11 protein-coding genes are annotated in these 13,084 nt (G+C 74.1%); 6 read left to right on the top strand and 5 right to left on the bottom strand.

What is annotated here, in order from left to right:
- Positions 1-39 precede the first annotated feature (39 nt).
- Entirely contained in the window at positions 40-2,442 is a 2,403-nt protein-coding gene (locus RI578_RS22485; protein WP_310872738.1) for an HAD-IC family P-type ATPase, read from the top strand.
- An 84-nt stretch (positions 2,443-2,526) separates the two neighbouring features.
- Here RI578_RS22485 and RI578_RS22480 read toward each other — a convergent pair whose 3' ends face one another.
- Both RI578_RS22480 and RI578_RS22475 read right to left on the bottom strand, forming a co-directional pair.
- Positions 2,527-5,649, bottom strand: coding sequence for a sacsin N-terminal ATP-binding-like domain-containing protein (locus RI578_RS22480; protein WP_310872737.1), 3,123 nt, complete (start codon positions 5,647-5,649; stop codon positions 2,527-2,529).
- 135 nt (positions 5,650-5,784) lie between these two features.
- Positions 5,785-6,711: a DUF3027 domain-containing protein gene (locus RI578_RS22475; RefSeq protein WP_310872736.1), complete on the bottom strand. Its 927-nt coding sequence runs from the start codon at positions 6,709-6,711 to the stop codon at positions 5,785-5,787.
- Positions 6,712-7,055: 344 nt separating this feature from the next.
- Here RI578_RS22475 and RI578_RS22470 point away from each other — a divergent pair, with 344 nt between their 5' ends.
- Genes RI578_RS22470 through RI578_RS22455 form a run of 4 tightly spaced genes read left to right on the top strand, consistent with a single transcriptional unit; the run spans position 7,056 to position 10,551 of the window.
- Positions 7,056-8,447, top strand: coding sequence for an MFS transporter (locus RI578_RS22470; protein ID WP_310872735.1), 1,392 nt, complete (start codon positions 7,056-7,058; stop codon positions 8,445-8,447).
- Positions 8,448-8,505: 58 nt separating this feature from the next.
- Positions 8,506-8,994 (top strand): DUF2771 domain-containing protein, encoded by a 489-nt coding sequence (locus RI578_RS22465; protein WP_310872734.1) that lies wholly within the window; start codon positions 8,506-8,508, stop codon positions 8,992-8,994.
- An 11-nt stretch (positions 8,995-9,005) separates the two neighbouring features.
- Positions 9,006-9,713 carry a futalosine hydrolase gene (locus RI578_RS22460; RefSeq protein ID WP_310872733.1) on the top strand — a complete coding sequence of 236 codons (708 nt, stop codon included), beginning with the start codon at positions 9,006-9,008 and terminating at the stop codon, positions 9,711-9,713.
- Entirely contained in the window at positions 9,703-10,551 is an 849-nt protein-coding gene (locus tag RI578_RS22455) for a 1,4-dihydroxy-6-naphthoate synthase (protein WP_310872732.1), read from the top strand. The genes RI578_RS22460 and RI578_RS22455 overlap by 11 nt, the downstream gene beginning before the upstream one ends.
- A 16-nt stretch (positions 10,552-10,567) precedes the next feature.
- Here RI578_RS22455 and RI578_RS22450 read toward each other — a convergent pair whose 3' ends face one another.
- Complete coding sequence (locus RI578_RS22450; protein ID WP_053132946.1) at positions 10,568-10,951, bottom strand: cold-shock protein; 384 nt, start codon at positions 10,949-10,951, stop codon at positions 10,568-10,570.
- A 162-nt stretch (positions 10,952-11,113) separates the two neighbouring features.
- On the opposite strand from RI578_RS22450, the gene RI578_RS22445 reads away from it, so the two are divergent.
- A complete protein-coding gene (locus tag RI578_RS22445) occupies positions 11,114-11,380 on the top strand; it encodes a hypothetical protein (protein ID WP_310872731.1) in 267 nt (88 codons plus the stop codon).
- Here RI578_RS22445 and RI578_RS22440 read toward each other — a convergent pair.
- Complete coding sequence (locus RI578_RS22440; protein ID WP_310872730.1) at positions 11,341-11,991, bottom strand: HAD family hydrolase; 651 nt, start codon at positions 11,989-11,991, stop codon at positions 11,341-11,343. The two genes, RI578_RS22445 and RI578_RS22440, sit on opposite strands and share 40 nt — an antisense overlap.
- 30 nt (positions 11,992-12,021) lie before the next feature.
- Positions 12,022-13,062, bottom strand: coding sequence for a hypothetical protein (locus RI578_RS22435; RefSeq protein ID WP_310872729.1), 1,041 nt, complete (start codon positions 13,060-13,062; stop codon positions 12,022-12,024).
- Between the last annotated feature and the right edge of the window lie 22 nt (positions 13,063-13,084).

Genomic DNA, 13,084 nt, shown 5'->3' with positions numbered 1-13,084 from the left:
GGCGGGTGAAGCCGGAAATCCGCCCTTACCGTCGAACGCATGACGCATCTCGACGCGGACGACCGACTCGATCCCGCGGACCCCGTACACGCCCTTTCCCCCGCGACCGGACTGACCGCGGCCGGGGTCGCCGAACGGGTCGCGCGCGGTCAGGTCAACGACGTCCCGGTGCGCAGCAGCCGCTCACTGGCCGACATCGTGCGTGCCAACGTCTTCACCCGGTTCAACGCGATCATCGGCGTGCTCTGGGTGATCATGCTGTTCGTCGCGCCGATCCAGGACAGCCTGTTCGGCTTCGTGATCCTCGCCAACACCGGCATCGGCATCGTCCAGGAGTGGCGGGCGAAGAAGACCCTCGACTCCCTGGCGCTGATCGGCGAGGTCCGCCCGACCGTGCGCCGGGACGGGAAATCCGCCGAGGTCAGCACCTCGGAGATCGTGCTGGACGACGTCATCGAGATCGGGCCCGGGGACAAGGTCGTCGTCGACGGGGTGTGCGTCGAGGCGGACGGGCTGGAGATCGACGAGTCCCTGCTGACCGGCGAGGCCGACCCGGTCGTCAAGCAGCCGGGGGACCAGGTCATGTCCGGCAGCTTCGTGGTCGCGGGCGGCGGCGCGTTCCGGGCGACCAAGGTGGGGCGCGAGGCGTACGCGGCGCAGCTCGCCGAGGAGGCCTCCCGCTTCACCCTGGTCCAGTCCGAGCTGCGCTCCGGCATCTCCACGATCCTGAAGTACGTCACCTGGATGATGGTCCCCACCGCGATCGGCCTGATCCTCAGCCAGCTGGTCGCCAAGGACAACGAGCTGGACGACTCCATCGCGCGGACGGTCGGCGGCATCGTGCCCATGGTCCCGGAGGGCCTGGTCCTGCTCACCTCCGTCGCCTTCGCGATCGGCGTCATCCGCCTCGGCCGCAAGCAGTGCCTCGTCCAGGAACTGCCCGCCATCGAGGGCCTGGCCCGCGTCGACACCGTCTGCCTGGACAAGACCGGCACCCTCACCGAGGGCGGCATGGACATCACCGGACTGCGCCCGCTCGACGGCGCCGACGAGGACTACGTCCGTACGGTGCTCGGCGCCCTCGGCGGGTCCGACCCGCGCCCGAACGCCTCCCTCCAGGCGATCATCGACGCCTACCCGGCCGCCGAAGTCGCCGGGGACTGGCGCTGCACCGAGTCCCTGCCCTTCTCCTCCGCCCGCAAGTACAGCGGCGCCACCCTCGTCGAGGGCGACGGCGCCTTCGGCACGTGGCTGCTGGGCGCGCCGGACGTGCTGCTGGCCGAGGACGACCCCGCGCTCGCCGAGACGACGCGGCTCAACGAGCAGGGACTGCGCGTACTGCTGCTCGCCCGCGCCACCCGCGGCCTGGACGACCCCTCGGTGGCCGAGGGCGTCACGCCCACCGCCCTGGTCGTCCTGGAGCAGCGGCTGCGTCCGGACGCCGCCGACACCCTGCGCTACTTCGCCGACCAGGACGTCCGCGCCAAGGTCATCTCCGGGGACAACGCGGTGTCGGTCGGCGCGGTGGCCGCCAAGCTCGGGCTGTCCGGCGCCACCGTCGACGCGCGCCGGCTGCCCGCCGAGCGGGAGGAGATGGCCGAGGCGCTCGACGGGGGGACGGTGTTCGGGCGGGTCACCCCGCAGCAGAAACGGGACATGGTGGGCGCCCTCCAGTCGCGCGGCCACACGGTCGCGATGACCGGCGACGGCGTGAACGACGTCCTGGCGCTCAAGGACGCCGACATCGGGGTGGCGATGGGCTCCGGATCGGAGGCCACCCGGGCGGTCGCGCAGATCGTGCTGCTCAACAACAGCTTCGCCACGCTGCCCTCGGTGGTGGCCGAGGGCCGCCGGGTCATCGGCAACATCACCCGGGTCGCGACCCTGTTCCTGGTGAAGACCGTGTACTCGGTGCTGCTGGCGATCCTGGTGGTCTGCTCACAGGTCGAGTACCCGTTCCTGCCCCGCCACCTCACCCTGCTCTCCACGCTCACCATCGGCGTCCCGGCCTTCTTCCTGGCCCTCGCCCCGAACAAGGAACGGGCCCAGCCCCACTTCGTACGGCGCGTGATGCGGTACGCGATCCCGGGCGGGGTGCTGGCCGGGGCGGCGACCTTCACGACGTACCTCGTCGCCCGGCAGCACTACTCCGGGCCGGGCGCGCTGGACGCGGAGACCAGCGCGGCGACGCTGACGCTGTTCCTGATCTCGATGTGGGTGCTGGCGATCATCGCCCGCCCCTACACGTGGTGGCGGGTGGCGCTGGTGGCGACGATGGGCCTGGGCTTCGTGGTGGTGCTGGCGGTGCCGTGGCTGCAGGACTTCTTCGCGCTGAAGCTGGTGGGCGTGACGATGCCGTGGACTGCCGTCGGCATCGCGGTGGTCGGTGCGGGTCTGTTGGAGCTGGCTTGGAGGTGGGTGGACCGGCACCTTCCAGCATGACGGTCGGAGCACGCACCTTAGGGGCGCGGGGAACTGCGCGACCAGCCACGACGGCGCCGCAGCGAACCACGTACAGAAAACCCCTCAGTCGAACCAGCGGTCCCGCGCTAGCTCCTCCGTCCGCGACTCGTCCTCCAGCAGCGCCGCGACCTCGAAGCGGCGGGGCCACTGACCGGCCGCCCAGGCCAGTCCCGCCGCCACCCCCTCCAGCGTCGCCGCGTGCAACGCCCCGTCGGCCGTCAGCCGCCAGTCGATCTCCACACCGTCGACGACCAGTTCCTCGTGCTCCACGTACGACGCCGGGGTCCGCGCCCCGAGCAGCACCCGCACCGGCTCCGGTACGTCGTGCTCGGCGCCCTCGGAGTGCACCTCGCCGGTGACGGACTCGCTCAGCCGCCGCACCTGGAACAGCTCCGCCAGCCCGGCGGCCCGAGCCGGGCGTACCGGCAGCAGCGGCACGCCCGACGTGAAGGGCAGCAGGTCCGGTGAGTCGACGACCACCGCGTCGGCGGCGTCCACCACCTCCACCCGGCCGTCGACCACGGCCCGCACCTCGTCCGGCAGGGTGACCTGCTCCGGGTCCAGCTCGGCCAGCGCGCCGTACAGGGCGTGCAGTTGGGCGGCCGTGACCGGGCGGTCGGGGTCGGCGAGGCGGTCCAGCAGCTCCGCCGCGCCGCCGGGTTCGTCGAGCAGGGCGGCCACCGACGTGCGTACGCCCAGCGCCCGCAGCACCTGCTCGTCCTCGAAGCCGGTGGCGTCGGCCTCGTCGTACAGGCCGCGCAGCAGCGGGTCGCCGCCGGCGGCGCGCAGACCGGCCGGGCGGCGTCCGCCGAGCACCGGGTGCCCGCGCAGCCACCACGCGGTGTACGGCCGTACGACCTCGTGGGTGCCGTCGGGCAGGAGGACGCGCACGGACTGGACGAGCGCGTCGCGCAACGGGGGTTGCGACAGCAGGGCGAGGGCCTCGGGCCACCGGTCGTCGTCCACGAGGTCCAGGTCGCGCACGGCGACGATCTCGGTGGCGACCGGCGGTACGGGGCTGTCCGGGAAGCGGTCGAGGATGTCCTCGCTCCACACGTCCACGGCGTCCAGCAGGCCCGCGTCGTCCGGTTCGGCGAAGTCGCCCTCGCGGGGCTCCAGTTCGTCCGGGTCGAGGACGACGTCGGTGGCCCGGACGAGCGCGAAGGTGACGAGTACCCCGCAGGCGGCCAGGGGCTCCGGCCCCCACTTCTCGGCCAGCTCCGCGTCCACGGCGGCGAGTTCGTCCTCGCGCATGACCTGGGCGAACGGGCCGCCGGGGAAGACGAGTTCGCCCGCCGGGGAGAGTTCGCCGTCCTCGTCGGGCAGGGCGAGCGCGCCGAGCCAGGGCTCGTCCCCGGCGTCGAGTCCGGCGTCGCGGACCAGGCCGAGGACGGTGTCGGCCAGTTCGTCGGCGTCGAGCGTGTCCTCCTCCCAGTTCGTGCCGCCGTCGTCCTCCAGGGAGGCGGCGACGGCTGCCCGGACCTGCGGGGTGGTGAGCACGGCGCGCGGGGTGGCCGGGAGGGCGCCGAGCTTCTCCAGGAGGCCGTGGGCGGCGTCCGGGTGGGCGACCTTCAGGCCGAGGCGGGTGAGCACCTCCGGATCGAGGGAGGCGGCGTCCGGGGAGGGCAGGAGCACCTGCCGGGGGCCGATGGTGGTGCGGCCGTCGGCGAGGGGGACGGGCAGCCCGGTCAGCCGGTCGGGGTCGACCCCGGCGAGGCTGTCGTAGAGCCGCCGCCACCAGCCGGGGGCCTTCTCCAGCCCGGCCAGCCGGTCGATCGCGTCGGTCAGCGGCACCCGGGCCACCCCGAGCGTGCGCAGCTCCGCGCGGCGCTCCAGACCGGCCGGGAGCAGCGTCGGCAGCACCTCGGCGAGGACCCGCACGGTGTCGGTGCCCGCGCCCTCCACGACCTCGGCGTCGCGGGGCCGCAGGGACTCGGGCAGGTCGGGGTCGTCCTCGCGCGGTTCGGCGGCGGGCGGCAGGAAGGAGGTGCGCGGCAGCCGTTCGAGGATCGCCTGCCGCAGCGCCCCGTCCAGCTCGCCCTTGCCCAGCGGGCCGGGCACCAGGTCGATGAGGCCGGTCGCCACCGGCCGCCAGTCGGCGAGGAGGCCTGCGTAGGCGTCCGCGGCCCGTTCCGTCAGGAAGTCGGTCAGCGGGCCGGGCGCGGCGTGCCGGCGGGTGGAGTCCAGCGGGAAGGAGGCGATGAGCAGCGCGGGCACGCCGAGGGGCTCGTCACTGGGCGTGGGCGCGTGGACGAAGGGGGTGGTGCGGGGGCGTTCGGGGCCGCCGTCCGCGTCCACGGGCACCGCCCACGTCACGGACCAGTGGGGGCGCAGCCGCTCCTCCACGGGCCGGTCGGCGAGGAGGTCGGGGGTGAGGGGCCCGTGCGCGGCGACGGTGCGCCAACGGGTGACGCCCTCCCGGGAGTCGTCCACCACGGTCAGGACGCCCTCGGTGCGGCGGCCCAGCGTGCGCACGTCGTCCGCCACCTCCACCACGACCTCCTCCAGCCCCGGCAGGGCGAGGAGCAGGGCGTCGTCCACGGCGTGCAGGAGCCGTTCGGCGAGGTCGGCGGCGGCCGTGTCGCGCAGCGGGAGGATGACGGCCGTGTCGTAGGGGCCCGGCGCGGTGCCCTCGGCGGGGAACGGCAGCCGCAGCAGCGGGACGTGCCCGTCGCGCCGCCGGATCTCGTCGCCCAGGCCGGGACTGTGCAGCGCGGTGTCGGCGGCCAGGCCCCGGGCCTCGACCAGGGACCAGCGCACACCGCCGTGCCGGCCGACGACGGCGGGCTCGTCGGTGACGGCCAGGACGGCGGCGAAGCCGACCCCGAACCGGCCGACCGCGCTGTCCCCGGCGTCGCGCTTGGCGGAGGCGCGCAGGGTGGACAGCGACTCGACGCCGGCCGCGTCCAGCGGGGCGCCGGTGTTGGCGGCGACCAGGACACCGTCGCGCAGGGTGAGCCGGAGCCGGCCGGGCACACCGGCCCGTGCGGCGGCGTCGGCGGCGTTCTGCGCGAGTTCGACGACCAGCCGGTCGCGGTAGCCGCCGAGGACCAGGTCCTCCTCCGCGTTGGCGTCCTCACGGAACCGGGCCGGGCTGGTCGCCCAGGCGTCCAGCACCCCGCGCCGCAGACGTGCCGTACCGAACGGATCGGCGCCCTCGGCGGCAGGCCGCACGTACATGCTCACGGTGACTCTCCTCTTCGACGGACCATGAAGGTACCGCCCACTCAGCCCGTCCGGCGTTCGAGGACGAGGCCGTCAAGGCCGAAAGGGGGGTCTGGGGGCGCGGCCCCCAGGAACCCGGCCACCAGCCCGCGCACGCTACGAGTGCCCCAGCTCCGCCGACGCCTCGTCCTCGGCCACCGACACCGACCCGGAGTCCGGCGCCGGCCGCAGCGGGAACGGATCGACCCGCGTCTCGTCGATCACCGGCGGAGCCACCCGCGGCGGCTTCGGCATGACCGCCGCCTCGGAGTGCCCGCCGCACCCGTAGGCCAGCGACACCACCCGTCCGTCCGCCGGGGAGAACTCGTTGGCGCACACCCCGAAGGCCTGCCCCAGCGAGCCGCCGATACGGGCCAGGAAGCCGCAGCTCTCGCAGGACGCGGGCGCCGCCTGGGCCATCGCGGTCTTGGGGCCGAAGCCCTCCTCCCAGCGGTCCGCGGCGACATGCAGGCCGTACCTGGACAGGACCCGGGTGCGGCGCAGGCCCAGTTCCTCCGCGACGGCCGAGATCGACCCGCGGGCCGGGACGGTCGACAGCTCGGCGGGCGGCCCGGCCGTGACCTCGGCGTCCTCCGCCTCCACCAGTTCGGCCATCTCGTGGGAGACGGCGGAGTTCGGCGGCGGCTCGTCCTCGCCGGTCCAGCCGGGCTCCAGCCGCAGGTCCTCCGCGTCGGTGGGCAGCAGGTCGCCGGGGCCCATGTCGCCGGGGCGCAGCCGCTCGCTCCACGGCACCCACTCGGGGGCGAGCAGCGCGTCCGGGCCGGGCAGCAGTACCGCCTCGTCCACCGTGACGATCTTGGCGCGGGAGGCGCGGGCCACGGTCACGGCCCAGCGCCAGCCGCGGTACCCCAGCTCCTTGCAGGCGAAGTGGTGCGTGACGACCCGGTCGCCCTCCGACACCATGCCCTCGTGCTCGCCGACGACGCCAGGTGCGGCGGCCTCCTCGGCTGCGGCGCGGGCGAGGTCGACGGCCTCGGCGCACAGACGGTCAGGGGTGCGGCTTCGCGTTGTCGCTGCGCTCACAGGTATCGCTTCTCTCCATACGCCGTCTCACGAGTGCGCCGCTGCCTGCGAGGGGCGGACGGAGCGGACCTGTGGACCGCGTCGACGTCCGCGCCCGATCGCGCTCGGGCACACCTACGTCATCCATTCTGCGGGATGGCCGTAAGGCGCGCGGCCGAGAACGTTCGCCACGGCGCGCTAGGCACGCTACCTGCTCATGTGCGCTGGGCCTACACCGACGGGAGTTTCGGCGGGGTACGGACCCGCGTTCCCCGCCCGTGACGGGGTCAGTGTCACCCGACTCGATCACCGCCATCCGTGCCGTATGGACGCTACAGCCCCCGCTCTCGGGGCACTATGACGGGGTGGCAGCCGCACGGACTGAGTTCAAGGGCGGGAGCCGGAGGCGCGGCCCCGGCTCCCGGTTCCGTGCGGTCGGCCGTGTCCTGCGCCTGCCGGTGACGGGGACCGCGCGCGGCATCCGCAAGGCGACGCACGCGCACGGCGCGGGCGAGTCCGGCCTCGGCAAGCTGATCGAGCTGCACGGGGTGAACGGCGCCGGCGACGTCATGATCACCGTGGCCCTCGCCTCCACCGTCTTCTTCTCCGTGCCCACCGACGAGGCGCGCGGCCGGGTCGCGCTCTACCTGGCCATCACCATGGCGCCGTTCACGCTCCTCGCGCCGGTGATCGGCCCGCTCCTGGACCGCCTGCCGCACGGGCGCCGCGCGGCGATGGCGGCCGCGATGGGCGCCCGGGCGCTGCTCGCGCTGGTGCTGTCCGGGGCGGTGATCAGCGGCAGCATCGAGATGTATCCGGCCGCGCTCGGCGTGCTGGTCGCCTCGAAGGCGTACGGCGTGGTCAGAAGCGCGGTGGTGCCCAGGCTGCTGCCGCCGCGTTTCTCCCTGGTGAAGGCGAACTCGCGGGTCACGCTGTGCGGGCTGCTCGCCACCGGCGTCGCCGCGCCGATCGCGGCGGGGCTCCAGCAGGTCGGGCCGCGCTGGCCGCTGTACGGCGCCTTCGTGATCTTCGTGGCGGGCACCGTCCTGTCGTTCACGCTGCCGCCGAAGGTGGACTCGGCGCGCGGCGAGGACCGGGCGCTGCTGGCCGCGGACGAGCGGCATCTGCACGGCCCGCACCGCAAGCCGGTCAAGCGGCCCGGGCTGCGCACGGTGGGCCCGGCGGTGACGCACGCGCTGGCCGCCAACGCCGGCATCCGCTGCCTGTCCGGCTTCCTGATCTTCTTCCTGGCCTTCCTGCTGCGCGTGCATCCGCTGTCCGGGCAGAGCGCGGCCGTGTCGCTGGGGATCGTGGGCGTCGCCGCCGGTGCGGGCAACGCGCTGGGCACGGCGGTCGGGGCGTGGCTGCGCTCGCGCGCGCCGGAGATCATCATCGTGACGGTCGTCGCGATCGTGCTGGGCGCGGCGGTCACGGCCGCGGTGTTCTTCAGCACCGTCCTGGTGGCGTGCCTGGCCGCGGTCGCCGGGTTCGCGCAGGCGCTGGCCAAGCTGTCCCTGGACGCGCTGATCCAGCGGGACGTGCCGGAACAGGTCCGCACCTCGGCGTTCGCGCGCTCCGAGACGCTGCTCCAGGTCTCCTGGGTGTTCGGCGGCGCGGTGGGCATCGTGCTGCCGCTGAACGGCACGCTGGGCCTGTCGGTGGCCGCCGCGATCATCGCCGCCGGGTGGCTGACGACCGTACGGGGTCTGATCGACTCGGCCCGGCACGGGGGACCGGCGCGAGCGAGGGTGGCGTGACCACGCCACGCCGTACCCAGGTGGGGAACGGGCCGGAGGCGCCGTATAGCCTTCGCCCATGACCACGTTGCAATCCTCTGTGCGACGCCGCCGCGCCGTCGCCGCCGCAGGCGCCGTATCCGCTGGACTGCTCCTGCTGTCCGCCTGTGACCAGCCGACGCCCATGGCGACGGTCACCGTCGGCAGTGACTCGGTCAGCTCCGAGGCCACCTGTGGCGGCGAGGGCAAGGTCCTGGAGACCGCCGAGATCCAGAAGTGCCTCCAGGACGACTCCGTCGAGTCCATCACGGTCAACCCGGACGACACGGTGCGCTTCGGTGTGGACCCGGAGGTCGCCGACGAGCGCTGGACGATCCTGATGAACGGTCAGCAGCTGACCGACGACACGGACAACACCTACCGCACCGTCCCGGGCAGCGTGTTCTTCAACGCCCAGTACGGCGCCCAGGGCGACTCGACGCTCGTCACCATCAAGGCCGGCGACGGCAAGGACGACAGCGAGGAGGCCACCGGTCTGTGGTCCTTCAAGCTGAAGAAGGACGACTGACCACGTCCTCCATGCGCGTCCTCGTGGCCACCGCGGTCCCCGTCGAACGGGACGCGGTGGCTCGGGCGTTCCCGGAGCGGGGCGCCGAGGTGTCGAGTCCCGGGGTGGCCCTGCACCGGCTCCCGGGCGGCTTCGACCTGCTGGCCGCCGGTGTCGGCCCCGCCCTCGCCGCCGCCTCCACCGCCGCCGCCCTGACCGCCGCGGCCCTCGGCTCCGCGCCCTACGGCCTGGTCGTCTCGGCCGGTATCGGCGGCGGCTTCGGGCCGGACGCGCCCGTCGGCTCGCTCGTCGTCGCCGACGAGATCACCGCCGCCGACCTGGGCGCCGAGACGGCCGACGGCTTCCTGCCGGTCACCGATCTCGGCTTCGGCACCGTCACCCACCGGCCGCCCGCCGGCCTCGTCGCCGCCGTGGCCGCCGCGACCGGCGCCCGCCCCGGCACCGTCCTGACCGGGTCCACCGTCACCGGCACCGCCGAACGCGCCGCGCTGCTGCGCGACCGTCACCCGCGCGCGCTGGCCGAGGCCATGGAGGGCTTCGGCGTCGCCGAGGCCGCCGCCGCGCACGGGGTGCCGGTGCTGGAGCTGCGCGCGGTCTCCAATCCGGTCGGCCCGCGCGACCGCGCCGCCTGGCGCATCGGCGACGCGCTCACGGCGCTGACGGACGCCTTCGGGAAGCTCGCACCCGTCCTCACGAGTTGGAACCGACATGACCGCTGATTCCTTGCAGATCGCGTACTCCCCCTGCCCGAACGACACCTTCGTCTTCGACGCCCTGGCCCACGGCCGCGTCCCCGGCGCCCCCGCCCTCGACGTGACGTTCGCGGACATCGACATCACCAACGGCATGGCCGAACGCGGCGAGTTCGACGTACTGAAGGTGTCGTACGCCGTGCTGCCGTACGTCCTCGGCGAGTACGCCCTGCTGCCCTGCGGGGGTGCGCTGGGCCGGGGCTGCGGGCCGCTGGTGCTGACCCGGGAGCCGGGCGCCGACCTGCGCGGGCGCACGGTGGCGGTGCCGAGCGAGACCTCGACGGCCTACCTGCTCTTCCGCCTCTGGGCCGCGGACACGGTGCCCGGCGGGGTCGGCGAGATCGTCGTCATGCCGTTCCACGAGATCATGCCGGCCGTGCGGGACGGGAAGGTCGACGCGGGGCTCGTGATCCACGAGGCGCGCTTCACGTACCAGAACTACGGCCTGCACAAGCTCGCCGACATGGGCGAGCACTGGGAGCACACCACCGGGCTGCCGATCCCGCTCGGCGCGATCATCGCGAAGCGGTCGCTGGGCGAGGAGACGCTGACCCGCCTCGCCGACTCGGTCCGGGCATCCGTACGCGCGGCCTGGGACGACCCGGAGGTCTCCCGGCCGTACGTCATGGAGCACGCGCAGGAGATGGACCCGGCCGTCGCCGACCAGCACATCGGGCTGTACGTCAACGAGTTCACGGCCGACCTCGGCGAGGACGGCTACGCGGCGGTCCGGGGCCTGCTGACCCGCGCGGCGGCCGAGGGACTGGTACCGGCCCTCGGCCCGGACGCGCTGGCGTTTCCCTGACGGGTGGGGTGCGGGGTCAGACGTCCAGCTGGTCGGCGACCGCGCGGAGCAGGCCGGCGATCTTCTTGCCGGCCGTCTTCTCGGGGTAGCGGCCCCGCTCCAGCATCGGGGTGATGTTCTCCAGGAGGGTGGTCAGGTCCTGCACGATGGAGGCCAGCTCGTCGGGCTTCTTGCGCTGCGCGGCCGCGACCGAGGGGGCCGGGTCCAGCAGGGTGAGGGACAGCGCCTGGTCGCCGCGCTGTCCGGCGACGACGCCGAACTCCACGCGCTGGCCCGGCTTCAGTGCCTCGACTCCGGCGGGGAGGACCGAGGAATGGACGAAGACGTCACCGCCGTCGTCGCGGGAGAGAAAGCCGAAGCCCTTCTCACTGTTGAACCACTTGACCTTGCCGGTAGGCACGTCTGTCCTCGTCCTCGTACTCGTCGGAAAACTGCTCGGAAACGGCTCTTGATAGCACTTGGGCGGGTCGTCCGGACCCGCCGGTACCAAGGCTAATGGTCTGTAGGCCGGTGACAAGACGTCCCCCGGCTGTTCCCCAGGCCTGGGAACTACCCTGGTCGGGTGCGTGACAAAACCCAAACGAATTCCGCCGCGCCCGGTGACCGACTGATCCGTGCCGGTGCGATCGTCTTCTTCGTCGGAACCGTGGCCACACTGGTCACGGTGGCCCCGCTGTTTCTGGGGACGACGCCCTTTCCCACCTACATGTTCGGATTGAGCATGCTGATGGGAGTGGGCTTCCTGATCGCCGGTGCGGGGGTGTTCCAGTCGATCGCGGCAGGCCGGCGTCAGGCCCGCGCCGCGTCCGGCCCGGCTCCGTCGCGGTAGCCCGCGAGCCATTCCGGGAACCCGGCCAGGTCGGCGAGGACGACGTCGGCGCCGGCCGCGCGCAGTTCCTCGGCGCTGCACGGCCCGCTGGCCACGGCGACGGAGTGGGCGCCGGCGGTGCGTGCGCCGCGTACGTCGCCGAGATGGTCGCCGACGTACACGTCCGCGCCGTGCTCGCGCAGCGCCACCGCCTTCTGCTCGGCCCACAGGTCGCCGATCACGGCGTCCGGCTCGATGCCGAGGTGGGCCAGGTGCAGCTTGGCGTTCGGCTCGTACTTGGCGGTGACGACGATCGCCCGTCCGCCCGCCTCGCGTACGGCGGCGATGGCCTCCCGGGCGCCGGGCAGCGCGGGCGTGGCGGCGACGGCGTACGTCGGGTACATCTCCCGGTACAGATCGGCGGTGGCGGCGATCGCCTCGGCCGGGAACCAGTGCGCCAGCTCCTCCTCCAGCGGCGGCCCGAGCCGCGTGACGGCCAGGTCGGCGTCGACGTACGTCCCCGTCCGCTCGGTCAGCGCCAGGTAGCAGGCGCGGATGCCGGGGCGTGAGTCGATCAGCGTCATGTCGAGGTCGAAACCGACGGTGAGCGCGGGGCGGGTCGTGGAGGCCATGGGGCCCATTGTGCCGGGCGGGCCGACGGGTCAGCCGCGGGGGCGGCGGGAGCGCCAGAGGAGATACAGGGCCGTGGCGACGGCGGCGCCGCGCAGGACCCAGGGCCAGGTCTCGGTGACGGCGTCGTTCATGTGGCCCTCGGCGATCGGGTCGCCCCAGCGGCCCTCCGTGCGGCCCCACAGCCAGACGACGCCGGCGGCGGCGACCGTACCGGGCAGGCCCAGTACCGCCCACTTCGACTGGGCCGGGGAGAGCCGGCGGGAGAGGTAGGCGATCAGCCAGCCGAGGCCCAGCGGGACGAGGCTGCCGAGGACGGCGCCGGCGACCAGCAGGGCGGCGGCGAGCAGCAGCAGCGGGTTGTTCAAGCCGCCCTCGGGCCACAGGCGGGGCAGGCGGCGGCGCGGGGCTCCGTCCGGCTCCCCGGCGACCGGCTCCACGGCCTCCGCCACCACCTCGGCGGCCGCCTTCCCGGCGGTCCCGTCCTTCTTGGCCGCCGGGTCCTTCCCGGCCGTCGGGTCCGCCCCGTCCTTGTCCCGCGGCGGGGGCTTGAGCAGCTCCGGGATCTCCACGCCGCCGACGAACCCCGGCACGCTGTCGACGCCGCCCCCGAACGGGCCGTTGTCCACCCGCCACCAGTCCGGCCGCGTGACGGCGCTGTCCCCCAGCTCCTGCGCGCTCGCCAGGTGCGGCGGGGAGGGAGCGGGCGCGGACTCGGGCGCGGCCGGGCGAGGGCGCGGTACGGCGCGCCGCAGGCCCTTGAGCCGCTCCGCCTTCCGCGGCTCGGCCTCCCGCTGTACGGGGACGGCGGTGGGCGGCGGCACCGACGGCCGCGGGGCGCCGCTCGTGCCGCCCGCCGCGTCGACGATGTCGTCCGGGCTGCCGAGCCGGTCCAGGATGCGGCGGACGGCGGCGGGACTGTCCACGGTGGTCCTGGCGCGGTGCCGGTCGATCTCGTCGCGCAGCTCGGAGACCAGCCGCATGCGGGTGGCCGACGGCAGCTGCCGTTGCTGGGCCACGTCGCCGACACGGCTCAGGTACTCGTAGACGACCTGGTCGCTCTCGATCCCCACGGAGCCCTCCGGGGCGGTGTGT

This window comes from Streptomyces sp. BB1-1-1 (assembly GCF_031597775.1).
In the GTDB taxonomy this organism is placed as follows: domain Bacteria; phylum Actinomycetota; class Actinomycetes; order Streptomycetales; family Streptomycetaceae; genus Streptomyces; species Streptomyces thinghirensis.
Note: the sequence above shows the minus strand (reverse complement) of the source record. Positions and strands in the feature narration are given on the sequence as shown.

What these genes read in the sequence shown, in the direction of transcription:
- RI578_RS22455 (WP_310872732.1), top strand. Translation starts at nt 9,703, where the DNA reads ATGACCGCTGATTCCTTGCAGATCGCGTACTCCCCCTGCCCGAACGAC.
- RI578_RS22485 (WP_310872738.1), top strand. Translation starts at nt 40, where the DNA reads ATGACGCATCTCGACGCGGACGACCGACTCGATCCCGCGGACCCCGTA.
- RI578_RS22460 (WP_310872733.1), top strand. Translation starts at nt 9,006, where the DNA reads ATGCGCGTCCTCGTGGCCACCGCGGTCCCCGTCGAACGGGACGCGGTG.
- RI578_RS22465 (WP_310872734.1), top strand. Translation starts at nt 8,506, where the DNA reads ATGACCACGTTGCAATCCTCTGTGCGACGCCGCCGCGCCGTCGCCGCC.
- RI578_RS22440 (WP_310872730.1), bottom strand. Translation starts at nt 11,991, where the DNA reads ATGGCCTCCACGACCCGCCCCGCGCTCACCGTCGGTTTCGACCTCGAC.